Annotated in this window: 22 protein-coding genes; 13 read left to right on the top strand and 9 right to left on the bottom strand. The window is 64.5% G+C overall.

Annotation, left to right across the window (positions count from 1 at the left end):
* The first annotated feature begins 405 nt into the window (after positions 1 to 405).
* The 5 genes from IEW19_RS07085 (at position 406) to IEW19_RS07105 (ending at position 7,846) form a co-directional block, all read left to right on the top strand.
* Positions 406 to 2,166 carry an ABC transporter family substrate-binding protein gene (locus IEW19_RS07085; RefSeq protein WP_188570941.1) on the top strand — a complete coding sequence of 587 codons (1,761 nt, stop codon included), beginning with the start codon at positions 406 to 408 and terminating at the stop codon, positions 2,164 to 2,166.
* 288 nt (positions 2,167 to 2,454) lie between these two features.
* Positions 2,455 to 4,140: a peptide ABC transporter substrate-binding protein gene (locus IEW19_RS07090; RefSeq protein WP_188570942.1), complete on the top strand. Its 1,686-nt coding sequence runs from the start codon at positions 2,455 to 2,457 to the stop codon at positions 4,138 to 4,140.
* Between the two features lie 124 nt (positions 4,141 to 4,264).
* Positions 4,265 to 5,194 carry an ABC transporter permease gene (locus IEW19_RS07095; RefSeq protein WP_188570943.1) on the top strand — a complete coding sequence of 310 codons (930 nt, stop codon included), beginning with the start codon at positions 4,265 to 4,267 and terminating at the stop codon, positions 5,192 to 5,194.
* Entirely contained in the window at positions 5,184 to 6,128 is a 945-nt protein-coding gene (locus IEW19_RS07100) for an ABC transporter permease (RefSeq protein WP_188570944.1), read from the top strand. Before IEW19_RS07095 ends, IEW19_RS07100 begins: the two co-directional genes overlap by 11 nt.
* Before the next feature lie 11 nt (positions 6,129 to 6,139).
* Positions 6,140 to 7,846, top strand: a complete 1,707-nt coding sequence (locus tag IEW19_RS07105; protein WP_188570945.1) for a dipeptide ABC transporter ATP-binding protein — start codon at positions 6,140 to 6,142, stop codon at positions 7,844 to 7,846.
* A gap of 113 nt (positions 7,847 to 7,959) precedes the next feature.
* Here IEW19_RS07105 and IEW19_RS07110 read toward each other — a convergent pair whose 3' ends face one another.
* Complete coding sequence (locus tag IEW19_RS07110) at positions 7,960 to 8,598, bottom strand: SGNH/GDSL hydrolase family protein (RefSeq protein WP_373283571.1); 639 nt, start codon at positions 8,596 to 8,598, stop codon at positions 7,960 to 7,962.
* A gap of 540 nt (positions 8,599 to 9,138) precedes the next feature.
* Here IEW19_RS07110 and typA point away from each other — a divergent pair.
* Positions 9,139 to 11,067, top strand: a complete 1,929-nt coding sequence (gene typA / locus IEW19_RS07115) for a translational GTPase TypA (RefSeq protein WP_188570946.1) — start codon at positions 9,139 to 9,141, stop codon at positions 11,065 to 11,067.
* A gap of 155 nt (positions 11,068 to 11,222) precedes the next feature.
* Here typA and IEW19_RS07120 read toward each other — a convergent pair whose 3' ends face one another.
* On the bottom strand, positions 11,223 to 11,462 hold the full coding sequence (locus IEW19_RS07120; RefSeq protein WP_188570947.1) for a putative acetyltransferase: 240 nt from the start codon (positions 11,460 to 11,462) through the stop codon (positions 11,223 to 11,225).
* 135 nt (positions 11,463 to 11,597) lie between these two features.
* On the opposite strand from IEW19_RS07120, the gene fdxA reads away from it, so the two are divergent.
* From fdxA to IEW19_RS07135, 3 genes are all read left to right on the top strand, one after another.
* Complete coding sequence (gene fdxA, locus IEW19_RS07125; protein WP_013601705.1) at positions 11,598 to 11,924, top strand: ferredoxin; 327 nt, start codon at positions 11,598 to 11,600, stop codon at positions 11,922 to 11,924.
* A gap of 14 nt (positions 11,925 to 11,938) precedes the next feature.
* Entirely contained in the window at positions 11,939 to 13,090 is a 1,152-nt protein-coding gene (gene dapC / locus IEW19_RS07130; RefSeq protein ID WP_188570948.1) for a succinyldiaminopimelate transaminase, read from the top strand.
* 238 nt (positions 13,091 to 13,328) lie between these two features.
* Positions 13,329 to 14,615 carry a citrate synthase gene (locus IEW19_RS07135; RefSeq protein WP_056334606.1) on the top strand — a complete coding sequence of 429 codons (1,287 nt, stop codon included), beginning with the start codon at positions 13,329 to 13,331 and terminating at the stop codon, positions 14,613 to 14,615.
* Positions 14,616 to 14,763: 148 nt separating this feature from the next.
* Here the strand turns inward: IEW19_RS07135 and galE are convergent, their stop codons facing one another.
* Entirely contained in the window at positions 14,764 to 15,777 is a 1,014-nt protein-coding gene (gene galE / locus IEW19_RS07140) for a UDP-glucose 4-epimerase GalE (protein WP_188570949.1), read from the bottom strand.
* Between the two features lie 100 nt (positions 15,778 to 15,877).
* On the opposite strand from galE, the gene IEW19_RS07145 reads away from it, so the two are divergent.
* Together IEW19_RS07145 and IEW19_RS07150 are read left to right on the top strand one after the other, a co-directional pair.
* A complete protein-coding gene (locus IEW19_RS07145; RefSeq protein WP_188570950.1) occupies positions 15,878 to 16,486 on the top strand; it encodes a TetR/AcrR family transcriptional regulator in 609 nt (202 codons plus the stop codon).
* Positions 16,487 to 16,601: 115 nt separating this feature from the next.
* Positions 16,602 to 17,213, top strand: coding sequence for a hypothetical protein (locus IEW19_RS07150; RefSeq protein ID WP_188570951.1), 612 nt, complete (start codon positions 16,602 to 16,604; stop codon positions 17,211 to 17,213).
* Positions 17,214 to 17,241: 28 nt separating this feature from the next.
* Here IEW19_RS07150 and IEW19_RS07155 read toward each other — a convergent pair whose 3' ends face one another.
* The gene (locus IEW19_RS07155; protein WP_188571005.1) at positions 17,242 to 18,099 is read right to left on the bottom strand and encodes a transglycosylase SLT domain-containing protein; all 858 of its coding nucleotides are present in this window, start codon (positions 18,097 to 18,099) and stop codon (positions 17,242 to 17,244) included.
* Positions 18,100 to 18,120: 21 nt separating this feature from the next.
* Complete coding sequence (gene dapD, locus IEW19_RS07160; RefSeq protein WP_188570952.1) at positions 18,121 to 19,143, bottom strand: 2,3,4,5-tetrahydropyridine-2,6-dicarboxylate N-succinyltransferase; 1,023 nt, start codon at positions 19,141 to 19,143, stop codon at positions 18,121 to 18,123.
* A 51-nt stretch (positions 19,144 to 19,194) separates the two neighbouring features.
* Here dapD and dapE point away from each other — a divergent pair, with 51 nt between their 5' ends.
* The gene (gene dapE, locus IEW19_RS07165) at positions 19,195 to 20,331 is read left to right on the top strand and encodes a succinyl-diaminopimelate desuccinylase (protein WP_188570953.1); all 1,137 of its coding nucleotides are present in this window, start codon (positions 19,195 to 19,197) and stop codon (positions 20,329 to 20,331) included.
* A gap of 73 nt (positions 20,332 to 20,404) precedes the next feature.
* On the opposite strand, the gene IEW19_RS07170 is transcribed toward dapE, so the two are convergent.
* The 4 genes from IEW19_RS07170 to IEW19_RS07185 form a co-directional block, all read right to left on the bottom strand.
* Positions 20,405 to 21,244 (bottom strand): amino acid ABC transporter permease, encoded by an 840-nt coding sequence (locus tag IEW19_RS07170; RefSeq protein ID WP_188570954.1) that lies wholly within the window; start codon positions 21,242 to 21,244, stop codon positions 20,405 to 20,407.
* A complete protein-coding gene (locus IEW19_RS07175; protein ID WP_188570955.1) occupies positions 21,241 to 21,891 on the bottom strand; it encodes an amino acid ABC transporter permease in 651 nt (216 codons plus the stop codon). Before IEW19_RS07175 ends, IEW19_RS07170 begins: the two co-directional genes overlap by 4 nt.
* An 85-nt stretch (positions 21,892 to 21,976) precedes the next feature.
* Positions 21,977 to 22,864 (bottom strand): glutamate ABC transporter substrate-binding protein, encoded by an 888-nt coding sequence (locus IEW19_RS07180; protein ID WP_188570956.1) that lies wholly within the window; start codon positions 22,862 to 22,864, stop codon positions 21,977 to 21,979.
* Between the two features lie 70 nt (positions 22,865 to 22,934).
* A complete protein-coding gene (locus IEW19_RS07185) occupies positions 22,935 to 23,690 on the bottom strand; it encodes an amino acid ABC transporter ATP-binding protein (protein ID WP_188570957.1) in 756 nt (251 codons plus the stop codon).
* Positions 23,691 to 23,794: 104 nt separating this feature from the next.
* Here IEW19_RS07185 and IEW19_RS07190 point away from each other — a divergent pair, with 104 nt between their 5' ends.
* Positions 23,795 to 24,577, top strand: coding sequence for an LOG family protein (locus IEW19_RS07190; RefSeq protein ID WP_188570958.1), 783 nt, complete (start codon positions 23,795 to 23,797; stop codon positions 24,575 to 24,577).
* The last annotated feature ends 10 nt before the right edge of the window (positions 24,578 to 24,587 follow it).

Raw genomic sequence — 24,587 nt, forward strand, 5'->3', positions numbered from 1 at the left:
TGCGCCCGGATAACAAGGGGTTTAAGTCGGCTTGAAATTTCCGCAGGAACGCGTCACCGCAGCACCCCCGCGTTCACCTTGGCGCTGGCCACCACCTCGGCGTCGGCAGTCGACCTGTGCCTGACTCGACCCCGCTCGGCGCGTGTTTCCCGGGCACTCGACCGGGGTTGGTCAGGACAGCGACGCGGGTGGGCAAGTAGCAGTCAGGCGCGTGAGCGCGGCAGGGTCAAACGGCCCGCGGAGCCCCACCTGGCGGCAGTCAGCGGCGATGACCAGCAACGGCCGAATCGCTGTGTGGTCCTTCAGCGTCACCGACTGACCGGCCCGACGGCTTATCCTGAGTCTGTAGGGCGTGATCGTGGCGACCCCAGTCCCCTCCGGAGAGGGAAAATACAAGGAGGCGGCATGCCGGTCCGGCGTCTGATGCAGTTGCTCATCGCCGCGTTGGCGGCTGCCCTGGTTCTTTCCGGCTGCTCGGGCAGCAGTGCCCCTTCCATGGTGGTGGGGGAGGCAAAGCGCGGCGGGAGCGTGACGGTGGCTGAGGTGAACGCGTTCTCCTCCTTCAACCCGTACAGCGCCAACGGCAACACCGACATCAATTCAAAGATTGGTGCCATCACGCACTCGGGCTTTTTCCACCTCGATGACGCCTCCAAAGTGGTCCGTAACGATAAGTTCGGGCATTTCGAGAAGGTCTCTGACCAGCCGCTCAAGGTGAAATACACGGTCAATGAAGGAGTCAAGTGGTCAGACGGTGCGCCCATCCGCGCTGCCGACCTCCTGTTGAGCTGGGCCGCAGGGTCGGGCTACTTCGACGATGTCGACCCCGCGGCCGGCAAAGGCACCAAGTACTTCTCGGTTGCCGCTGACACCACAGGCCTTGCCGGTACCCTGTTTCCCGAAATCGGGTCGGACGGACGTTCCATCACCATCGAGTACGCCGCACCGTACGCTGACTGGGAAGTAGCGTTCGACGTCGGACTCCCTGCCCACGTCGTCGCTGCCAAGAGCGGACTCAACGATGAGGAAGACCTGGTCAAGCTCCTCAAGGAGACGCCGCGTGGCAACCCGGAAAAGCCGGCGCCGAACCCCGCGCTCAAGAAAGTCAGCGACTTCTGGAACACCGGATTCGAGACTAAATCCGTTCCGGACGATCCGGCACTCTACCTGTCCAGCGGCCCCTACATCGTTCGCGACATCGTGCCGGAAGTCTCCATGAAACTGGTCCGGAACCGGGACTACGTCTGGGGCCCGGAACCGTGGCTGGACGAGATCAACGTCAGGTTCACCGGGGCAGTGCCGGCGGCCGTTGATGCCCTGCGCACCGGCCAGGCCGACATCATCTCGCCCCAGCCCTCCGCTGCCACGGAAGATCTCCTCACCGGCCTGTCAGGCCAGGGCATCACTGTTGAACGGTACAAACAGTCCGGCTACGACCACCTGGACCTCAACTTCTCGGGCCCGTTTGCAGGCAAGGACGTACGTGTCGCCTTCCTCAAAACGGTCCCGCGGCAGGCCATCGTGGACGCCGTCGTGGGAGCACAGGTGCCGGACAACAAGCCGCTGGACTCGCAGGTGTTCCTGCCGGGCCAGCCAAAGTACGCGGATACGGCAAAGAACAACGGGTCGTCAAACTACGCCGAGGTGGACATCGATGCCGCCAAAGGCCTCCTGAAGGGCGCCACGCCCACAGTCCGGATTTTGTACAACCGGGACAATCCCAACCGCGCCAAGGCCTTCGGCTTGATCCGCGACTCCGCGGCACTCGCCGGGTTCCGGGTGGTCGACGGCGGGCAGGGCAGCGCAGACTGGGCCGCCGCGCTGAGCAGGGGCGGCTATGACGCCGCCTTGTCCGGATGGATCGGCACGGAGGCCGGCGTCAGCCGGGTGCCGCAGATCTTCCGCACCGGGGCTGGCAGCAACTTCACGGGATATTCCGACGGCGGCGCGGACAAGGTGATGGAGCAATTGGCTGTGACCACGGACCTGGGCAAGCAGGACGAACTCCTGGCCGACATCGACAAGCGCGTTTGGGAGGACGCGTACGGCCTGCCGCTCTACCAAACCCCGGGAACAACTGCCTTCAGCTCACGCCTGGCCGGCGTGAAGACCAGCCCCGGCCCCCTTGGCGTGTGGTGGAACGTATCGGAGTGGCGGCTGTCCTAGTGCAGCTGCGACCCCTTTAGGGTCCTTCGGCCCTTGCGGGGCTTCCACTCCGTCGATTCGCCGTTCAGCCTACCGCCGAGTAGCATGTGACGTGCCTAACTATCCACCCCTGTCAAGGGCAGTGGACTCTCCCGGTCACGGTTTGGCAACGGAGTACCAATATCTGGACTTTGTGCGGTTAGGCTAACTCGTATTGTGTAGGTCTCGTCACAGCGGTGAGCTGTGTCCGGCCTGCGGGGAAGCACAAGATTCCCCTATACATCTCTCCCACAACTCATAGGAGGCGGAATGCGTTTTACGCGCACTTCCAAAGCACTGGGCATCGTGGCAATCACCGCGCTTGCCCTGACCGGGTGCGGCGCCGGCGGCGGCAGCACCGACGGGTCCAGCAATGCAGCTGGCGACCCGAACAAGGTCATCACGGCCTACAGCAACGAGCCACAAAACCCGCTGCTGCCTGCCAACACCAACGAGGTTTACGGCGGCCGCGTGGTGAACCTGCTCTTCGAAGGCCTTCGCAGCTACGATGCGAACGGCAAGGCAGTCAACGCACTCGCGGACTCCATCGAGTCTTCCGACGCCCAGAACTGGACCATCAAGGTCAAGCAGGGCCAGAAGTTCACCAACGGTGAGGCCATCACGGCCAAGACCTTCGTGGACTCCTGGAACTTCGCGGCAAACTCCAAGAACCTGCAGAACAACGGCTTCTTCTTCGAGTCCATCGCCGGTTACGAAGATGTCTCAGCCGTGACCACTTCGAAGAGTGCGGATGGCAAGACCACCAGCACCCCTGCCCCCAAGGCCGACACCATGTCCGGCCTGAAGGCAACCGATGACTCCACCATCACGGTCAAGCTCGCCCAGCCCGAAGCCGACTGGTCCCTGCGCCTTGGCTACTCCGCCTTCTACCCGCTGCCGGCAGCCGCCCTTGCGGACCCGAAGACCTACGGTGAAAACCCCGTGGGCAACGGACCGTACAAGTTCGACAAGCAGGGTTCCTGGGTTCACGACCAGTCCATCACGCTGGTGAAGAACCCCGATTACAACGGAACCCGCGCAGCCAAGAACGGCGGCGTCACGTTCAAGTTCTACACCGATCCGGGCCCCGCATACACGGACCTGCAGTCGGACAACCTGGACGTCACCGACGTACTGCCGTCCAACGCACTGAAGACCTACGTCAATGATTTCCCGGACCGCAACGCCACCAAGGCTGTAGCCACCGATTCCACCCTGAACATTCCGGGCTACAACCCGAACTTCCAGGGCGAGGCCGGCAAGCTGCGCCGCCAGGCACTGTCCTACGCCATCAACCGCGAGGAAATCGCGAAGGTGGTCTTCAACGGCACCCGCACGCCGGCCAAGGCTTTCGCTCCGCCGGTCATCGATGGCTTCAAGGAAGGCATCAAGGGCAGCGAAGTCCTGACGTTCGACGCCGCCAAGGCCAAGGACCTGTGGGCACAGGCCAACAAGATCCAGCCGTACGACGACTCCAAGCCGCTGCAGATTGCCTCCAACACCGATGGCGGCAACAAGGAATGGATCGACGCCGTAGCGAATGGCTTCAAGAACAACCTCGGGATCCAGGCTGAAATCCAGCCTTTCGCCAAGTTCGCCGAAGTCCTGAACCTGCGCAAGACCCAGCAGCTGCCGGGCCTGACCCGCGCCGGCTGGCAGGGTGACTACCCGTCGCTGTACAACTTCCTGGGACCTGTCTGGGCCACGGGCGCTTCCTCCAACTACGAGAAGTACTCGAACCCTGAGTTCGATAAGCTCCTCAAGGAGGGCCTGGCCGCCAAGAGCACGGACGAGGCTAACGCCAAGTTCAACCAGGCACAGGAGATCCTGTTCCAGGACCTGCCCGGACTTCCGCTTTGGGACCAGGCACGCGCGATCGTATGGAGCAACAACGTCGTGAAGGCCGAGACTGGCTGGAACGGCGAAATCCTCTACTACGGCATCACGGCTAAGTAGTCCCAGATCTAACTTGCCGTCAGGCTGATGGGGGTTCCGGTCACGTCCGGGCCCCCATTGGCTTGTAACGGCAGGAAGGCATTCATGAACGCGTTTTCCCCCGTACCGGAAGGCAGGTAAGCCTGTGCTCCGGTTCATCCTTCGCCGACTCCTCCAGGTGATCCCTGTATTCCTCGGCACTACCCTCTTGGTGTACTACATGGTGTTCGCCCTGCCCGGTGACCCCATCGCCGCGCTGTTCGGCGACCGCCAGCCACCCCAGGCTGTCATCGACACCCTCCGCAGCCAGTACCACCTCGATGAACCCTTCTGGGTCCAGTACGGGCTCTTCCTCAAGAACCTGTTCACCTTCAACCTGGGCAATGACTTCACCGGGCAGCCCATTGCCGCCAGCCTCGCACGGGTCTTCCCCGTGACAGCGATGCTGGCCATCGAGGCGCTGGCCATCCAGGCCATTTTCGGCGTGGCGTTCGGTGTCTTCGCCGGCCTGCGCCGCGGCGGATGGTTCGACTCCACCGTCCTGGTGGCCTCCCTGGTGGTAATCGCCGTGCCCACCTTTGTCCTGGGCTTCGTTTTCCAACTCGTCTTTGGGGTGCAGCTTGGCTGGGCCAAACCCACCGTGGGCGCGACTGCGAACTGGGGCACGCTGCTGCTGCCGGCCGTGGTCCTGGGGCTCGTCTCATTCGCCTATGTTCTCCGGCTGACGCGGGCCTCGGTCAGCGAGAACATGAATGCCGATTACGTTCGGACCGCCACCGCCAAGGGCCTTTCCCGCCCCCGGGTGGTCATGGGACACATCCTGCGCAACTCACTGATTCCCGTGGTGACCTATTTGGGCGCCAACCTGGGCGCATTGATGGGCGGTGCCATCGTCACCGAAGGCATCTTCAACGTCCCGGGCGTCGGCAACAAGCTCTACCAGGCCGTCCTGCGCAGTGAGGGCCCCACGATCGTGTCCATCGTCAGCGTGCTGGTGCTGGTCTTCGTCGTCGCCAACCTGCTCGTAGACCTGCTGTACGCCTGGCTTGATCCAAGGATTCGTTATGACCAGTAATAACAGCCACTTTGTGGCCCCCGTAGACGAGACGCCGTTGCTGGCAACGGATGCAGTGAAGACCGACCATGCGCCGCTCAGCCTGTGGTCGGACGCCTGGCGGAAGCTCCGCCGTCGTCCGCTGTTCATCATTTCCGCGCTGCTCATCCTGGCACTGGTGGTCGTGGCATTGTTCCCGGGCCTTTTCTCGTCCGTACCACCGAACGACGCCTGCGAACTGGGCAACTCGGAAGGCGGCCCCACCGCTGGCCACCCATTCGGTTTCACTTTCCAGGGTTGCGACATCTACTCGCGCGTCATTCATGGCACCCAAGCCTCACTGTCGGTCGGAATCCTGTCAGTCCTGTGCGTGCTTATTATCGGTGTCACTTTTGGTGCCGTCGCTGGGTACTACGGTGGCTGGGTTGATTCCGTGCTTGCACGCCTGGGCGACATTTTCTTCGCCCTGCCCCTGGTCCTCGGTGCGCTGGTCATCACCCAGCTTCCGTTCTTCAGGGAAAACAAGAGCGTCTGGACCGTGGTCTTCGTCATCTCACTGCTGGCGTGGCCGCAGATGGCCCGCATCACCCGCGGCGCCGTCATCGAGGTGCGCAACGCCGACTTCGTAACGGCTGCCCAGGCCCTTGGTGTTTCGAAGTTCCGCGCGCTCCTGCGGCACGTGCTGCCGAACGCCTTGGCTCCCATCATCGTCCTGGCCACCCTGGAACTGGGCGTTTTCATCGTTGCCGAGGCCACCCTGTCCTTCCTGGGCATCGGTCTGCCGCAGAGCATCATGTCCTGGGGCAATGACATTGCCGGTGCCCAGGCCTCCATCCGGACCCATCCGCAGATCATGCTCTACCCTGCGGCGGCGCTGTCCATCACCGTGCTGAGCTTCATCATGCTCGGCGATGCTGTCCGGGACGCCCTTGATCCGAAGAGCCGCCAGCGATGAGAGACCAAGAGATGACAAGTTTAGACATCCACATCGACGAGGCAGACAGCACGGGCATCAAGCCGCTGCTGGAAATCCGGGACCTGGCCATCACGTTCAAAACCGGCGGCGGGGACGTGCAGGCGGTGCGCAACGCGCACCTGACCATCATGCCCGGCGAAACCGTGGCGATCGTGGGGGAGTCCGGGTCCGGCAAGTCCACCACGGCGCTGGCGGCCATCGGCCTGCTGCCCAACAACGGACGCGTCTCCGGCGGGCAGATCCTGCTCAACGGCGAAGATATCGCCGTCGCTTCCGAGCGCCGGATGATCGAGCTGCGCGGCAACAGCATCGGCATGGTCCCGCAGGATCCCATGTCCAACCTGAACCCGGTCTGGAAGATCGGCCAGCAGGTGCGGGAGACCCTTAAGGCGAACGGCCGTCCGAGTGGTCCAGACGACGTCGCCAAGGTGCTGTCCCAGGCAGGACTCCCCGACGCCCACCGGCGGGCGAAGCAGTATCCGCACGAATTCTCCGGCGGCATGCGGCAGCGCGCCCTGATCTCCATCGGGCTGTCCTGCCAACCACGGCTGCTCATCGCCGATGAGCCCACCTCCGCCTTGGATGTGACCGTGCAGCGGCAGATCCTGGACCACCTGGAGACCATGACCAAGGACCTTGGCACGTCGGTCCTGCTGATCACCCACGACCTGGGCCTGGCAGCCGAGCGTGCTGACAAGGTGGTGGTCATGTACCAGGGCCGCGTGGTGGAGTCGGGGCCGTCGCTGGAACTGCTCCGCAATCCCCAGCACCCCTACACCCGGCGGCTGGTCGAGTCCGCGCCGTCGTTGGCAAGCCGGCGCATCCAGGCAGCCAAGGAGCAGGGCATTGAAACGTCCGACCTCCTCGCGCCTGCCGCAGAGCCCGTTGCCGCGGACCACATCCTGAAGATCCAGGACCTCCGCAAGGTATACAAGCTGCGCCAGGGCATGGGGAAGTCCTCAGATTTCGCCGCAGTTGACGGCGTCAGCTTCGACGTGATGCGCGGAACCACGACGGCGATTGTCGGCGAGTCCGGTTCGGGCAAGTCCACGGTGGCAAAAATGGTGCTTCAGCTGGAGAAACCGACCGACGGAAAGATCCTCTTCGACGGCGTGGACACGTCCCTGCTGAAGGCGCGGGAACTCTTCAAGTTCCGTCGTCGTGTGCAGCCGATTTTCCAGGACCCTTACGGATCCCTGGACCCGATGTACAACATCTTCCGCACCATCGAAGAGCCGTTGCGCGTCCATAAGATCGGTGATGCCGCGAGCCGGGAGAAGAAGGTCCGCGAGCTGCTGGACCAGGTGGCGCTGCCGCAGTCCACCATGCAGCGGTATCCGAATGAGCTCTCCGGTGGCCAGCGCCAGCGTATCGCCATCGCGCGGGCCCTGGCGCTTGACCCTGAAGTGATTATCTGTGACGAGGCGGTGTCCGCCCTCGACGTCCTGGTGCAGGCCCAGGTGCTGAATCTCCTTGCGGAGCTCCAGGCCAACCTCGGACTCACCTACCTTTTCATCACGCACGACCTTGCCGTGGTCCGGCAGATCGCGGACCACGTCTGCGTGATGGAAAAGGGAAAGCTGGTGGAAACCGGCTCTACGGACAGCGTGTTTGAGTCGCCACAGCAGGACTACACCAAGGCGCTCCTCAACGCCATCCCCGGCGCGAAGCTGATGCTTCCGCCTGAGGTGGCGTAGGCGGAAGTCTTCCGTGAACGGCTGGAGCCGGGACCTTCGGGTCCCGGCTCCAGCCGTTTTACCGCTCCAGCCAATTCCGGCGCGCCTTCCAGGCCCGTCGCTGTTGCGGCCAGTCAGTCCCGGAGCGCGCTGTTGCTTCCCGGCACTGCCGCGAGGGGGCCCTGATCCGCTGCGGGTAGCGGGTCCAGCCCAAGTTCCCGCAGCCTGCGCTCCAGAATCCCGCCCAGGGCCATGCGGCCTTCGGTGTTCATGTGGACGGCATCAGCGAGGTCCTTTGCCAGTCCATACCTGGTGAGCCAGTCGCCCACCGAAACAAAGGGAAGTCCGTTGGCTGCTGCCACGCCACTCAGCAAAGCGTCCACCTCGCTCCGGCGGCCGCCGCCGTCGTTTGCTCCCCGTGCGAGGGTGCCGATCATCGCCACCCGCGTGCCTGGATACCGCGTGCGAAGGTCGGCGATCAGCCGCCCGGCGTTACCTGCAATCTGTGCGTTGCTTGCACCGCCGGCGGCGTCGTTCCCGCGGCCCTCAACCACAATCAGTGCAGGGGTGCCGGAGGGGAGCAGCCAATCCCCGCGCTGCAGGGCGTCCACATAGTTGCCCGTGGCACCGTTCGCCGCCACGTAACCGGTGCCGCCGCGGCCGCAGAAGTACACATTGTACCCAGCGGCGGCGAGGCCCAGGCGCGGCCAGCCGTCCGGAGGTTCCGACTGCGAATCCCCAATCAGCAGCGCGGTCCTGCTGACGTCCGGCACTACTGCCTCAAGCCTTCCATTGCCAGGATTCCGGATCCGGGAAGTGGCTACTACCGCGGTGTTCGCCCCCGCGCTGCCGGGTTGAAGGGCTGCTGCCTGGCCGTTGACGGCTTGTCCGGCCGCTGCCCGCGACAGTCTGTCGGCGGGAGAGTCGCCGGCAAGTCCGTCGCCGGCGGGTCCCGGGACTCCAACCCCGCGAGGAGCCCGGACACCACCGCGGCTGCGGCCCACGCGGCGCCACGCAGGGCGCTGGCCTTAGCAGGGGGCATCGTTGTCTCCGACGTGCTCAAGAGGTGGGTGGTTATTCACAGCCATGATGCCACGCCCAGTGATGCGGCAGTGAACTTGGTCACATCGCAGGGCGGGGTGCGTGATGGTGGCATCCCCCGCTCCGGCCTACCGGGCCGGAATTTAGGCCAACAAATGGCTCAGCGGCTAGAATAGAGGAAGGCGCCCTGTGCCAAGGGCCTTGTCCGTCGTGCGTTCCAGTTGGAAATGTCGCGATACAACAGCTGACTCCACTGAATCGAGCCTTTACGCATGTCTGAAACCACCACCAACACTGCGGTAGCCACTGCATCGCGCAGTGACCTGCGCAACGTCGCGATCGTGGCCCACGTTGACCATGGCAAGACCACCCTGGTCGACGCCATGCTCAAGCAGACCAACTCCTTTGCCGAGCACAACCACCTTGAAGACCGCGTGATGGACTCCGGTGACCTGGAGCGCGAAAAGGGCATCACCATCCTGGCCAAGAACACCACCGTGGCCTACAACGGTCCGTCCTCCAATGGCGAGACCATCACCATCAACGTCATCGACACGCCCGGCCACGCCGACTTCGGCGGCGAGGTGGAGCGAGGCCTGTCCATGGTCGACGGCGTTGTCCTCCTCGTTGACGCTTCCGAAGGTCCGCTGCCCCAGACCCGCTTCGTGCTCCGCAAGGCCCTCGCCGCGCACCTGCCCGTCATCCTGCTGGTCAACAAGACCGACCGCCCCGATGCCCGCATCGAGGAAGTCGTCCACGAGTCCATGGACCTCCTCCTGGGCCTTGCCTCGGACCTGGCAGACGAAGTTCCGGACCTGGACCTGGACAAGATCCTCGAAGTTCCCGTTGTCTACGCAGCCGCCAAGGTTGGCCGCGCTTCCCTGGAGCAGCCGGCTGACGGCACGGCTCCCGAGAACGAGGACCTGGAACCGCTGTTCAAGACCATCATTGAGCACATCCCGGCCCCCACGTACAACCCGGAGGGTGTGCTGCAGGCGCACGTCACCAACCTGGATGCGTCCCCGTTCCTGGGCCGCCTCGCGCTGCTCCGCATCTACAACGGCACCCTGCGCAAGGGCCAGACCGTTGCGTGGGCACGCGCCAACGGTGAGCTCAAGAACGTTAGGATCACCGAACTCCTGGCCACCAAGGCCTTGGACCGTGTTCCTGCCGAGTCCGCCGGTCCCGGTGAGATCGTGGCCGTCGCCGGCATCGAGGACATCACCATTGGTGAAACCCTGACCGACGCCGAAAACCCGCAGCCGCTGCCGCTGATCACCGTGGACGATCCCGCGATCTCCATGACCATTGGTATCAACACCTCGCCGCTGGCCGGCAAGGTCAAGGGCGCCAAGGTCACGGCCCGCCAGGTCAAGGACCGCCTGGACAAGGAACTGATCGGTAACGTCTCCATCAAGGTGCTGCCCACCGAGCGTCCCGACGCCTGGGAAGTCCAGGGCCGTGGCGAACTCGCCCTGGCCATCCTGGTGGAGCAGATGCGCCGCGAAGGCTTCGAGCTGACCGTGGGCAAGCCGCAGGTTGTCACCAAGATTGTCGATGGCAAGGTCCATGAGCCCATGGAACACATGACCATCGACGTGCCCGAGGAATACCTGGGCGCCGTCACCCAGCTCATGGCTGCCCGCAAGGGCCGGATGACCAACATGGCCAACCACGGCACCGGCTGGTGCCGCATGGAGTTCATCGTTCCGGCCCGTGGCCTGATCGGATTCCGTACCCGGTTCCTCACCGACACGCGCGGTGCAGGCATCGCGGCCTCCATCTCCGAAGGCTACGAGCCGTGGGCCGGCCCCATCGAGTACCGCACCAACGGTTCCATGATTGCCGACCGCGCCGGTGTTGTTACCCCGTTCGCCATGATCAACCTGCAGGAACGCGGCTCCTTCTTCGTGAAGCCCACGTCAGAGGTGTATGAGGGCATGATCGTGGGCGAGAACTCCCGCGCCGACGACATGGACGTCAACATCACTAAGGAAAAGAAGCTCACCAACATGCGTGCCGCTTCCTCGGACACCTTCGAGAACCTGACCCCGCCGCGCGAGCTCACCCTTGAAGAGTCGCTGGAATTCGCCCGCGAGGACGAGTGTGTCGAGGTGACTCCGGAGGCCATCCGTATCCGCAAGGTCATCCTGGATACCAATGAGCGCGCCAAGGCCAACCGCGCCCGCGCCAAGGTCTAACAGCGCTGTAGTCCACGCGCAGTAGCCCAACAGAATGCCACCGGCTCCTTGCCGGTGGCATTCTGCATTCTCCAGGCGCAGTGAAGCCGGGGCTCAGTGCGCTCGAGCAGTCCCGGCGCTGGGAGCCTTGCCGTCCGCGCGCAGTAAGAGTCCCATTAGGTGCGCGGTGCGCGAGGCGGGGGAGCGGGCGGGACCTCCTTCGCCGCCACCACCAGGTCAAGGGGAATCACGACGTCGGCGTGCCGGGTGCGGACGGTGCAGGAACCGGCGTCGCAGGCCAGCAGATGGCCGAGGGCGTCGGTGAGCCCACCTTCGATCCGGTACCGCACCACTACCCGGGTGCCGGGCTCAGCCGCGGCAAGGTAGCGGACGGGCGCAGGTACTGGCAGACTCACCAGTTCATACTAGGGTGCCGGCTAGGTTCGCGGGAACGGGCTGGGAGATAATAGGCTCAGATGTCAACAGTCCGGCCGTGCTGCCGGATGCAAGAGCCGGCGGGAAGCCGGAACCAACGTGGAGAGGCCAGGGACGTGACGTACGTAATCGCGCAGCCGTGTGTGGATGTTAAGGACAAGGCATGCATCGAGGAATGCCCGGTCGACTGCATCTATGAAGGCGAGCGTTCGCTGTACATCCATCCGGACGAATGCGTCGACTGCGGCGCATGCGAACCCGTGTGCCCGGTGGAGGCTATCTACTACGAGGATGACACCCCGGAGGAGTGGGCTGACTACTACAAGGCCAACGTTGAATTCTTCGATGACCTCGGTTCCCCGGGCGGAGCGGCAAAGATCGGCAACACGGGCAAGGACCACCCGATGATCGCAGCCCTGCCGCCGCAGAACCAAGACCACTGAAGCGGACGGGAAACGTGACCGCAGCAGTGAATCCGTTTGGCCTGAACCTGCCCGACTACCCGTGGGAGGCCATGGCCCCATACGTGGCCAAGGCCGCCGAGCATCCCGGCGGTGCCGTTAACCTCTCGATTGGCACCCCCGTGGATCCCACGCCGCAGCTGGTCCAGGACGCACTGAAAGCGGCCGCAAACGCCCCCGGCTATCCCACGGTCCACGGCACGCCGGCGCTTCGGGAGGCCATCGCCGGCTGGTTCGAACGCCGGCGCGGCGTGTCGGACCTCGATCCCCGCAACGTCATGCCCACCGTCGGCTCCAAGGAACTCGTTGCGTGGCTCCCGCTGCTGCTGGGCCTCAAGCCCGGAGACGTCGTCGTACGTCCAAAGGTTGCCTACCCCACGTACGATATTGGCGCTACCCTCGCCGGGGTCACTTCAGTGGCCACGGACAACCTTGACGAACTTGACGACGCCACCCGCTCACGCGTCCGCCTCGTCTGGGTCAACTCCCCGGGCAACCCCACCGGCAGTGTCCGGGACGCGGATTCGCTGAAGGCCCTGGTGGTCCAGGCGCGTGAACTGGGTGCAGTGGTGGCGTCGGACGAATGCTACGCAGAGCTCGGTTGGGGTGACTGGGACGTCCAACGCGGCGGCCAGCGCGTCCCCAGCATCCTCGATCCCCGCGTTGCCGGCGGATCGCACAAGGGCTTGCTGGCCGTGTATTCGCTGAGCAAGCAGTCCAACCTGGCGGGCTACCGCGCTGCGTTTGTCGCCGGGGATCCGGACCTGATGCCCAACCTGGTCAACAGCCGCAAGCACGCAGGCATGATCGTGCCGTACCCGGTCCAGGAAGCCATGCGGGTTGCCCTGGGTGACGACACCCACGTCGAGGCCCAGAAAGACCTGTACCGGGGCCGGCGCGAGCGCCTGGTGCCGGCGCTGCTTGACTTCGGCCTGGAGATCAAGGAATCCGACGCCGGACTGTACCTCTGGTCGACGGCGGGGGAGGGCACGTGGGAAACGGTAGCCCGCCTGGCCGAGCGGGGCATCGTGGTGGGACCGGGAGTCTTCTACGGAGACGCGGGCAACGGTTATGTCCGGGTTGCCCTGACCGGATCCGATGAGCGGATCGACTCGGCCGTTGCGCGGCTGGCCGGATCCGGCTCCTGAGGATACGTAACAATCCTGTGACTCGCCCCACATCCGGCGCATTTTAGGCCGGATGGGAAGGCCGCGGATTAGTGACACCCGCCAAGGAGCGGTACTTTTTAACTGATCAATGGTGGCTTTCTACAAGAAGGCAGCCCGGGTGTTGGAACCTGTCTTCTTCAGGCTCAGTGCGCGCGGCCCACCTGATGTTGGATCAAGCTTTCGACAGAGGCCAAAGACGCCTCATGAAGGGGACTCCATGACTGAGACCAACAATGCTGCGACCTTGCTCCACGCAGGTGGCGAGCTGAAGCTCCCGCGCATCCAGGTTGTTGAAGGGAACGAAGGTTACGACGTCTCCAAGCTGCTCAAGCAGACCGGTGCCGTCACCTTTGACCCCGGCTTCATGAATACCGCAGCAACCACCTCCGCCATCACCTACATCGATGGCGATGCGGGCATCCTGCGCTACCGCGGATACCCCATCGAGCAGCTGGCCCAGCACTCCAGCTTCCTCGAAGTGTCCTACCTGCTGATCTACGGCAACCTGCCCACGCCCACCGAGCTGGACGAGTTCGACCAGAAGATCCGGCGCCACACCCTGCTGCACGAGGAGCTCAAGGGCTTCTTCGGGGGCTTCCCCCGCGACGCGCACCCCATGCCGGTGCTGTCCTCGGCCGTGTCGGCGCTGTCCACGTTCTACCAGGATTCGCTGGATCCCTTCAACGCCGAGCAGGTGGAGGTTTCCACCATCCGCCTTATGGCCAAGCTGCCGGTCATCGCCGCCTACGCGCACAAGAAGTCCATCGGCCAGCCCATGCTCTACCCGGACAACTCCATGAACCTGGTGGAGAACTTCCTGCGCCTCAGCTTCGGCCTGCCCGCCGAGCAGTACGAGCTGGACCCGGTCATCGTCAAGGCCCTGGACCTGCTCCTCATCCTGCACGCGGACCACGAGCAGAACTGCTCTACCTCCACCGTGCGCCTGGTTGGTTCCTCCAACGCCAACCTCTTCGCCTCCGTCTCCGCCGGCATCAATGCGCTCTTCGGCCCCGCCCATGGTGGCGCCAACGAGGCCGTCCTGAAGATGCTCCGCCAGATCCAGGCCGAGGGCCTCAAGCCCGAGGACTACATGGAGAAGGTCAAGAACAAGGAAGACGGAGTCCGCCTCATGGGCTTTGGACACCGCGTCTACAAGAACTACGATCCGCGCGCCAAGATCGTCAAGGCCACGGCCCACGAGATCCTCAGCAAGCTCGGCGGCAATGACGAACTACTGGACATCGCCATGCGCCTGGAAGAGAAGGCGCTCAGCGATGACTACTTCATCCAGCGCAAGCTCTACCCCAACGTGGACTTCTACACAGGCCTGATCTACAAGGCCATGGGCTTCCCCGAGAAGATGTTCACCGTGTTGTTCGCCATCGGCCGCCTGCCGGGCTGGATTGCCCAGTGGCGCGAAATGATCAGCGACCCGAACACCAAGATCGGCCGCCCGCGCCAGCTGTACATCGGCGAGCCCGAGCGGGACTACCCGGCCCGCTGATCGCGGTTCAACCAAGGCATTACGACGGCGGCCGCCCACCTTCCGTAGGTGGGCGGCCGTTTCGCGTTTAATGACCATCGACTGCTGAGTAACTGCCGTTTTGAGTGATCAAAACGGCAGTTGCGGAGCAATCGACGGGGGAGGGGGGTCAGGAGGCGTAACCCTGCGGGTTGTTCTTCTGCCAGCGCCAGTGGTCCTCGCACATCTGGTCCACGGTCTTGGTGGTCGACCAGCTCAGGTCCGCCAGGGCGGAGGTGGCGTCGGCCCAGAAGGCCGGAAGGTCTCCCGCGCGCCGGCCGGTGATCTCATAGGGGATGGGCTGGCCCACGGCCTTCTCAAAGGAGCGCAGGACCTCCAGGACTGAGGAGCCCTTGCCGGAGCCCAGGTTCCACCGGAAGACGCCGGTCCGGCCGGCAATGTGGTTCAAGGCCGCCACGTGACCCTCGGCCAGGTCCACCACGTGGATGTAGTCCCGCAGGCAGGTGCCGTCTGGGGTGTCGTAATCGCCGCCGAAGACCATGAGCTTCTCCCGGCGGCCCACGGCCACCTGGGCAATGAACGGGACCAGGTTGTTGGGGATGCCCTGCGGGTCTTCCCCGATGCGGCCCGAGGGGTGCGCGCCCACCGGGTTGAAGTAGCGCAGCAGTGCTATATGCCAGCGGGAGTCGGCAGCGCCGAGGTCGGAGAGGATGTCCTCGATCTGTTCCTTGGTGCGCCCGTAGGGATTGTTGGCCCCGATCTCCATCTTTTCCACGTAGGGGATGGGGTTGTGTTCGCCGTAGACGGTGGCTGACGAGCTGAACACGATGGACCGGACGTCGTGCCTGTCCATGACCCGGATCAGGTTCAGGGTGCCTACCAGGTTGTTGTAGTAGTACTTCAGGGGCTCCTGCACCGATTCCCCCACGGCCTTGAGTCCGGCGAAGTGGATGACGGCGTCGATGGAGCTGCCGGCAAAGGCCTTCTCGACGGCGGCCTCGTCCACGAGGTCAACGTTGTGGAACTCCGCTGCGTTGCCGGTGAGTTCTGCCACCCGCCGCAGAGACTCCTCGCTGGAGTTGACCAGGTTGTCGATGACGACCACGTCGTGGCCGGCTTCCTGCAGGGAAAGAACAGTGTGGGAACCGATGTAGCCGGTGCCCCCCGTAACCAAGATTTTCATGCCCCAACGCTATCCCACGGGGAGTGGTCCGCGCGCCTGCGTCCCGGATGGTCCGCGTCTTTGACACGGCAATAAAAGCACGAGTGTGCTAATAAGAATGGTGCCCAAAATTGTAGACGCAGACGCCAGGCGGCAGGACGTAGTTCAGGCGGTTCTCCGCATTATTGCCGTCGACGGGCTCGAGCGTGCCTCGCTGCGGGAAGTGGCGGACGAAGCCGGGCTGGCGGTCGGTTCCGTCAGGCACTACTTCGAAGGCAGCGAGGAACTCCTGGCGTTTACGTTCGGCACGGTGGTGGACCGGGTGGTGGGAAGGGCCGGGGCCCTGCTGCCGGCCGTGCAGGAGGCCCCCTATGCAACTCCCCGCCAGCGGCAGGCCGTGTTAACCCTCCTGGGCGGCATGCTTCCCCTGGATGAGGAAACAGCTGTGGAAGCCTGCGCCTGGCTGGCCTTCAAGAACGCTGCGCGGATCAGGCCGTTCCTTGCCGCGGAAGCGGACCGCAGCCATCGGGAAGTCGCGGCCATCGTCGGCGGGGTGGTTGCCTCCCTGCTCCCGGATGATGAACCGCAGGAGAACCTGGTGGTGGAAGCGGAACGGCTCCTTGCCACGGTGGACGGACTCTGCATGCATGCCCTGCTGCAGCCGGGCTGGATGACCGCCCAAATGTGCAGCGACGTGCTGGAGCGGCACCTTGACGGGCTGGCACGGTAGGCGATCTATAGTTTGTCCTGCACTACCGCGAACTGCCTGCGGGAATAGACTGAAAGCCGGGTACGCCGGACCGGGTCATGACGTCCGGCATGAGTGGGCCAGGGAAGGACTTTGGATGCATCACGCAAGCGGTTCAGGGTGGCAGATCACCACCGACACGTCCGGGCCGATGATGATTGCGCTGTACGTCCGGGACGCGGCTGGCCTGAACGGAGTAGGGCGTCCCATCCTCTCCCATGCATCACCCAAAGTCCGCTCCGCCGACCACACCCACCTGACGGCAGACGTAGGCGGCCTGGGTGCACTGAAAACCGAGTGGGAGGCGTGGTGGGAGCAGTTGCTCAAGGCCCATCCGCACACGTCCCCGGAACTGTCCCCGCCGAGTTTCGATGCGTTCGGCAATTCCCCGGCACTACAGCGGGTCCTGCAGGCTCATTTCGGTTCCGCCCTCACCTGGGCCAGGGAGCGCAGGAGCGAATATGCCGAGCTTGAAGCCGAACGCGTGGCCAGCGGAACGGATCAACTGCTCGAGGACATGGTGGACGACAGGCTGATGGAAGTCGGACGGGACTCGCGGGATTTCAAGCTGACCATCATTGAAATGCCGCTGGATGAGCAGCGGGCGTGGTACCTGGAACCCGACAAGATCATTATGAGCCGGCACCTGATGGGGCAGCCCGAACTTTTCCGCAGCTACGTCCAGCCCGTGCTGGAGATCCTGGTGTAGTCCCCACCAAGGCGGCCGACGGCGGCCGTCAGCTGCCGCCGTCGTCCTGCCGTACGGTGATGCGCACCTGGCCGTCCGGGGCCCCGGAGGCCTGCCATCCGTCCCCGCCGCCACGCTGCCAGGCGCGGCCGGCCACTTCCACCCGCGTTACGGCAAGGTCCTTGGCGTTCGCAACCGCCCACTGGGCAACCGACCACGCCAACGCTCCGCCTGCGTCCACTACCAGCGTGGCGCCGTCCACCTGGGCATCCAGGCCGCCGTAGGCCTGCTCCAGTTCGGTGACCACCGACGTGGAACTCCCGCCCGCCGTGGGGGAGCGCAGGGTGCATTCGACTCCCGCCGGTGTCTGGCCGGTAAGCCCGGACGCGAAGGCCCGGCCCATGTCCTCGTGCTGGGCGTATGCCTTGGGGTAGGCCGACCGCTGGACCTGCTGGGCGGCGTCGGTGATGTCCAGCGTCTCGTACCCCGGGATCTTCACCAGCGCGTCGTAGAAGGCGTTGACGGCGTAGTAGGGGTCCATGATCTGGGCTTCGGTGCCCCAGCCCTGCGACGGACGCTGCTGGAAGAGGCCCCGCGAGTCCGGGCCGGCCTGGTCGCCGTGGCCGATGTTGCGAAGCTTGGACTCCTGCATGGCGGTGGCCAGGGCTATGGTGGCAGCACGCGGCGGCAACCCCCGCCGGACAGCCGCCGCGGTGATAAGTGCCGCGTTGGCCGCCTGGTCAGGCGCCAGCTCCCCGGTCCGGTTGGCTGCCGCGGCAGTGCAGCGTTCCGAAACGAGGGTTTCGGAACGCTGCACGAAGTACACCGCTGTGTAAATGCCTCCCGCCACCAGCGCGAGGGTGAGGAGCAGCACCGCCAGGCGGCGCAGGCCGCGCCTGCGCGCCACAGACAGAGGTGCCACGAAGCGTCAGTTGGCGTGCAGGGCGTCGTTCAGTTCCACCGTCTGGCCCTTGCGGGGCAGGGCCTCCACCGCGCCCGTGGTGGAGTTGCGGCGGAACAGCAGGTTGGGCACGCCGGAGAGCTCGGCGGCCTTGACGATCCTGGTGGTGTCCTCGCCCACCTCATCCTTCGGCCCCGGAACGCGGACCCGGGTGCCTGCCGTGACGTAAAGCCCGGCTTCCACCACCGAATCGTCACCGATGCTGATGCCCACGCCGGAGTTGGCACCAAGCAGGACCCGCTCGCCGATCGTGATCTTTTCCTTGCCGCCGCCTGAGAGGGTTCCCATGATGGAGGCACCGCCGCCGACGTCGCTGCCGTCGCCGGCGACCACGCCCGCCGAAATGCGGCCTTCCACCATGGAGGTGCCCAGCGTCCCGGCGTTGAAGTTGACGAAGCCTTCGTGCATGACGGTGGTGCCGGCGGCGAGGTGCGCGCCCAGCCGGACGCGGTCGGCGTCGGCGATCCTGACGCCGCTGGGCACCACGTAGTCCACCATGCGCGGGAACTTGTCGATGCCGTAGACCGTCACTGCTCCGCGGCGGCGCAGCTTGGCGCGCGTCAGTTCGAACCCTTCAACAGCGGCGGGGCCGAAGTTGGTCCACACGACGTTGGGGAGCTTGGCGAAGATGCCGTCCAGGTTGATGGTGTTGGGCCGGACCAGTCGGTGCGAGAGAAGGTGCAGCCGGAGGTAGGCGTCGGCGGTGTCCGCGGGGGCCTCATCGAGGTTGATCTGGACGAAGACCACCTTCTGCTCTGTGCCGCGGTCGGCGTCAGCGCCGTCCTCGGCGATGCGGGTCAGGACGTCGTCGGCGTTTTCAACCGAGCGGAGGTCTTCGGCCGCAACGCCGAGGGCCGGTGCCGGGAACCAGACGTCCAGGACAGTGGCATCGCCCGTGGCGATGGTGGCTACGCCAAAGCCATAGGCGGAACGGTCGTCGGTGTTGGACGTCTGGGTTTCGGGCACGGCGGAGGAAGCGGTCTCAGTCATGTGCCCCAGTCTATCGAGGGGCGGGCGGCCGGTTCGAACTAGACTGGCTTCGTGACTGCTGAAACCGCCCCTGAATCTGCTGTGTCCACGCTTGACCTTCGCCAGGATGTGGCGTTGCTGACGGCGGCGCTGATGGACATCAACAGTGTGTCGGGCAACGAGAAGCAGCTGGCCGACGCCGTCGAAGCCGCATTGCTGGAGATTCCCCAGCTCACGGTGATGCGCGACGGGGACGCCATCATCGCCCGGACCGAGCTCGGCCGCAGCGAGCGCGTGATCCTGGCCGGACACCTTGACACGGTGCCGTTGCCGCTCACCGAAGGCTCCAGGGGCACCGTCCCCTCCAGCTGGGAGGCGGGAGTTCCGGGGGAAGGTATTCTTTTCGGCCGTGGCGCCACGGACATGAAGGGCGGGGCGGCGGTGCAGCTCGCGTTGGCAGCGGGCCTGTTCGACGGCGGCGCGCAGCCCAAGCGCGACGTCACCTTTGTCTTCTACGACCATGAAGAGGTGGAAGCGGTCAAGAGCGGCCTGGGACGCCTGGTCCGCCACCACGGAGATCTGCTGCAGGGAGATTTCGCCATTTTGCTGGAGCCAACCGACGGCACGGTGGAGGGCGGCTGCAACGGCACCAGCCGGTTCGAGGCAAGCACGGCGGGGGAGGCTGCGCACTCCGCACGGGCTTGGATGGGCAGTAATGCCATCCACGCGGCAGCGCCGATCCTCGCCCGGCTGGCAGCCTACGAACCACGTACCATCAACGTTGACGGGCTCGATTACCGGGAAAGCCTGAACGCGGTGAAGATCAACGGCGGCACCGCCGGCAACGTCATCCCGGACCGCTGCGTGGTGGAGATCAACTACCGGTTCGCCCCGGACAAGACGCCGGACCAGGCCGAAACCCACGTGCGGGAACTGCTGGCCGGCTTCGAGGTGGTCCGCACCGACGCTGCCGCCGGCGCCCGGCCCGGACTGCAGCACCCGGCTGCCGCCTCCTTCGTTGCCGCTGTGGGAGCCGAGCCAAAGCCCAAATACGGATGGACCGACGTCGCGCGCTTCAGTGAACTGGGCATCCCGGCGGTGAACTTCGGCCCGGGCGATCCGCTGCTGGCGCACAAGGACAACGAGCACGTCCACGCCGACGCCATCCGCAAGTGCCTTGCCGCCCTCCAAGGCTGGCTCGCTGGCTGACGGGCCGCCAATCGGAAAGGTCCGGAACTCCCCAAGGGAATTCCGGACCTTTGCTGTTGATCGGCACGAAAAGCTACGGTGCCGCAGCCTCCAGGACATCGGGTTCGGCCTTCGCCGTACCCCCGGCAGCCTTTTTGGAGCCGCGGCGCTCGATCCACACGGCGAGCCGTGAAACCGAGATGTTTATGGCGATGTAGATTGCCGCGGCCACGAAGAAGACGGGGAAAAGGAACTGGGTGCCCAGGAAGTCCGCCATGACCTGGACCGCACGCAGCAGCTCGCCATACGCCACGATGTAGCCCAGCGAGGTGTCCTTCAGCAGCACCACCATCTGGGCCACGAGCGAGGGCATCATGCGGCGGATGGCCTGCGGGAGTTCGATCAGCATGCGTGACTTGTAGCTGGTCAGGCCGATGGCCAGGCCGGCCTCACGCTGTCCCTTGGGCAGGGACTGGATGCCGGCACGGATGATTTCAGCGAACACTGCCGCGTTGTAAAGCACCAGGCCGGCCACGACGGCGAAGAAGGCGGAGGTGCCGAACCCCAGCAGGATGAAGAGCATCATCAGGACCACGGGCATGCCGCGCAGGAATTCCAGGATGACCCGCATGGGCACCCGGATGGCTGCCGCATCCGAAATACGCAGGAGGCACATCAGCAGGCCCAGGGGGAACGCGATGACTGCTGCGAGTGCCGCTGCGGAGAGGGTGGCCACAAGTCCGTTGCCGAGCAGGCGCCAGACGTCGGTGCGGGTGAAGATCTGCCAGCGGCGGGCGTCGAAGATGCCTTGTTGGGCAAGGGTCATGACCACCCAGGCCAGCAGGCCAAGGATCAGCAGGCCGCCAATGATGGACGCAATGAGTGAGATCCGGCGCGCTTTGGGGCCGGGGACGTCGTAGAGAACCGAGCTCATCGGGCAATCGCCACCTTTCGTTCCACCGTGTTGGCGAGGATTCCCAGCGGAACGGTGATGAGCAGATAGAAGAACGCCGTGCCCAGCAGGACGGTGATCACGGCGTCGCCGTTGGCGTTGGCCAGCTGGCGGCCGTAGCCGAACAGTTCAAGGACGAAGAAAGCGCCGGCCACCGAGGAGTTCTTGACCAGGGCGATCAGGATGTTGATCAGCGGCGGGATCACCGTCCGCAGGGCCTGGGGGAGGATGATGAGCGAGAGCACCTGGCCGAACTTCATGCCGATGCTGCGTGCCGCCTCGGCCTGGCCCACAGGGACGCTGTTGACACCTGAGCGGACAGCTTCGGCGATGAACGCGGCGGTGTAGGTGCTGAGGGCGATGATGGCGGCGACTTCGAACTGCTCGAATTTGACCCCGATCCGGGGGAGCACGATCGCTGAGAAGAAGAACGCGATGGTCAGCGGGGTGTTGCGGAGGATTTCCACGTACACGGTGCTGAAACCGCGAAGTGCCGCCACCGGGGAGACGCGTGCCGCGGCCAGCAAGGTGCCAAGGATCAACGCGATTATGCCGGAAACGGCGGACAAAAAGAGAGTGCGGAGAAAACCCTCCCAATACAGGGGCAGGTTTTCAATGATGACGTCCATAGGATCCTTCGGCTGTAAGCGTGGACGGATTGAAGGCCGGGCTGCCGGGACCGTTGTGCAGTCCCGGCAGCGTGGCGGACGCTACTTAGTATCGGTTGATTGCCGGGAGGCTGGGTGCGGTCTTGATGACAGAACCTGCCGTGGCTTCCCAGGCCTTCTTGTAGGATCCGTCCTTTTCGAAGGATTCCAGCTGGTCATTGATCCAGTTGCGGAACTCGGTGTCGCCCTTCTTCAGGCCGATGCCGTAAGGCTCCTTGGTGAAAGTCTCTTCCGAAGCGAGCTTGAAGGCGTCCGGCTCCTTGTCAACGAAGCCGGCGAGGATCACGTTGTCCGTGGTCACCGCTTCAACCTGCTTGTTGCGCAGCGGCTCCAGGCAGGCCGAGTAGGTGGCGGCCGGGACCAGTTCCGCGCCGTACTTGTCCACGATCGTGGCGGCCGGAGTGGAGCCGGTGACGGAGCAGACCTTCTTGCCCTTGACGTCCTCGGGCTTCTTGATGGTGTTGTTGTCCTTGTTCACCATGAGGGCCTGGCCGGCTTCGTAGTACGGGCCGGCGAAGTCGACAACCTGCTTGCGCTTGTCGCTGATGGTGTACGTGGCGATGACCAGGTCAACCTTGCCCTGCTCGATGAAGGGCTCGCGGTTGGCCGAAACAGTCTCGGACCACTCGATCTTGTCCGCGGCGATGCCCAGCTTGGCGGCGATCAGCTTGCCGATTTCAACGTCGAAACCGACGGGCTTGCCGTCCAGGCCCACCTGGCCGAACAGCGGCTGGTCGAACTTGGTACCGATCTTGATCGTGCCGGCGGAGGAAAGCTTCTGCATGGTGGTTCCGGCAGCGAATGTGGGCTTCTCGACCGGGCTCGGGTTGCTGGAGCCTCCGGAGTCACCGCCGCCGCAGGCGCTGAGGGACAGGGCGAGGGCAGCGGTAGCCGCCACGACGAATGATTTCCGCCGGGACATAAATGCCTTCATGACATTCCTTTCATTGATGGCCGTGGGTTTCCGGCCGGGATGCGAACTGAAGTGTGGTTGTTCGGATAGTTCAGTGGGTGAGGAGCTTTGACAGGAAGTCCTTGGCACGGTCACTCTTCGGGTTGGTGAAGAATTCCTCCGGGGTGTCGTCCTCCACGATCTGGCCGTCCGCCATGAAGACCACCCGGTCGGCAGCCTTGCGGGCGAAGCCCATCTCGTGGGTAACCACGATCATGGTCATGCCTTCCTTCGCGAGCTGGACCATGACGTCCAGGACCTCGTTGATCATTTCGGGGTCCAGCGCGGACGTGGGCTCGTCGAACAGCATGACCTTCGGCTTCATCGCCAAGGCACGGGCAATCGCAACACGCTGCTGCTGGCCGCCCGAGAGCTGGGCCGGCAGCTTGGGGGCCTGGTGGCCCACGCCCACCCGCTCCAGGAGAGCCATGGCGTCCTTTTCCGCGGCCGCCTTGGAAACGCCTTTGACCTTGATCGGCCCCAGTGTCACGTTCTCAAGGATGGTCTTGTGCGCGAACAGGTTGAACGACTGGAAGACCATTCCGACGTCGGCGCGGAGCTGGGCGAGTTCCTTGCCTTCCTCGGGCAGGACTTTCCCGTCGATGCTGATGGTTCCGTCCTCGATGGTCTCCAGGCGGTTGATGGCCCGGCAGAGAGTGGACTTACCGGAGCCGGAGGGACCGATGACCACAACAACCTCGCCCTTGCGGACCTGCAGGTTGATGTCCTTCAAAACGTGCAGCTGGCCGTAATGCTTGTTAACGGCGTTCAGGGAGACGAGAGCATCGCCGGGCACATGAGTAGTCATAGGAACGAATCTAGCGAAGAACAGCGGGTTATGACGCCAATCACCCCAAGTTCCGGCTGATCGTGATTCAAGAGATACCTGGAGTTGGAGGTTAGCCTAGGGGAATGAGCATCAACGCAGATCCGGCCAAGAATTCCCAGCCGCGCCGTAAGGGGCCCCTTGAGCTGCGCCGCAAGCAGGCCGCGGTGGAAATGTCGGACCAGCATCTGCTTGATACCAAGGGCCCCGGCCAGTTCGTCCACACCGATCCCTGGCGGGTCCTGCGGATCCAAAGCGAATTCGTCGAGGGCTTCGGTGCTCTCGCGGACATCGGAAAAGCGGTCAGCGTGTTCGGTTCAGCCCGCACCAAGCCGGGCAGCGTCTACTACGAGATGGGCGTCGAAGTCGGGCGCAAGCTCGCCGAAGCCGGCGTCGCGGTGATCACCGGCGGCGGCCCTGGCTCCATGGAGGCGGCCAACCGGGGAACGGTTGAAGGCAACGGCGTATCCGTGGGCCTTGGCATTGAGTTGCCGTTCGAGCAGGGCCTGAACCAGTGGGTGGACCTGGGGATCAACTTCCGCTACTTCTTTGCCCGCAAGACCATGTTCGTCAAATACGCGCAGGGCTTCATCGTGCTGCCCGGCGGCCTGGGCACCCTGGATGAGCTGTTCGAGGCCATGGTCCTGGTCCAGACCCGGAAGGTGACGTCCTTCCCGATCGTGCTTCTCGGCGTCGAATTCTGGGGACCGATGATCGACTGGATCAGGGGCACCCTGGTGGCCGAAGGCATGGTTTCCGAGAAGGACCTGGACCTGATCCAGCTGGTGGACGACCCCGCCGAAGCCGTGGACCGTGTCCTCCACGTTGCCGTGACCCCGTCCCTGAACGGGGAGCAGCGGCCCGAATAGCCGCGCGCCA

This window comes from Arthrobacter liuii (assembly GCF_014639275.1).
Lineage (GTDB): Bacteria > Actinomycetota > Actinomycetes > Actinomycetales > Micrococcaceae > Arthrobacter > Arthrobacter liuii.

Bases quoted from the DNA above. Each gene is read 5' to 3' on its own strand.
- IEW19_RS07100 (WP_188570944.1), top strand. From the start codon at position 5,184: ATGACCAGTAATAACAGCCACTTTGTGGCCCCCGTAGACGAGACGCCG.
- IEW19_RS07105 (WP_188570945.1), top strand. From the start codon at position 6,140: ATGACAAGTTTAGACATCCACATCGACGAGGCAGACAGCACGGGCATC.
- IEW19_RS07135 (WP_056334606.1), top strand. From the start codon at position 13,329: ATGACTGAGACCAACAATGCTGCGACCTTGCTCCACGCAGGTGGCGAG.
- IEW19_RS07175 (WP_188570955.1), bottom strand. From the start codon at position 21,891: ATGGACGTCATCATTGAAAACCTGCCCCTGTATTGGGAGGGTTTTCTC.
- IEW19_RS07185 (WP_188570957.1), bottom strand. From the start codon at position 23,690: ATGACTACTCATGTGCCCGGCGATGCTCTCGTCTCCCTGAACGCCGTT.
- IEW19_RS07170 (WP_188570954.1), bottom strand. From the start codon at position 21,244: ATGAGCTCGGTTCTCTACGACGTCCCCGGCCCCAAAGCGCGCCGGATC.
- dapD (WP_188570952.1), bottom strand. From the start codon at position 19,143: ATGACTGAGACCGCTTCCTCCGCCGTGCCCGAAACCCAGACGTCCAAC.
- typA (WP_188570946.1), top strand. From the start codon at position 9,139: ATGTCTGAAACCACCACCAACACTGCGGTAGCCACTGCATCGCGCAGT.
- IEW19_RS07090 (WP_188570942.1), top strand. From the start codon at position 2,455: ATGCGTTTTACGCGCACTTCCAAAGCACTGGGCATCGTGGCAATCACC.
- IEW19_RS07085 (WP_188570941.1), top strand. From the start codon at position 406: ATGCCGGTCCGGCGTCTGATGCAGTTGCTCATCGCCGCGTTGGCGGCT.
- IEW19_RS07180 (WP_188570956.1), bottom strand. From the start codon at position 22,864: ATGAAGGCATTTATGTCCCGGCGGAAATCATTCGTCGTGGCGGCTACC.
- IEW19_RS07150 (WP_188570951.1), top strand. From the start codon at position 16,602: ATGCATCACGCAAGCGGTTCAGGGTGGCAGATCACCACCGACACGTCC.
- IEW19_RS07190 (WP_188570958.1), top strand. From the start codon at position 23,795: ATGAGCATCAACGCAGATCCGGCCAAGAATTCCCAGCCGCGCCGTAAG.
- galE (WP_188570949.1), bottom strand. From the start codon at position 15,777: ATGAAAATCTTGGTTACGGGGGGCACCGGCTACATCGGTTCCCACACT.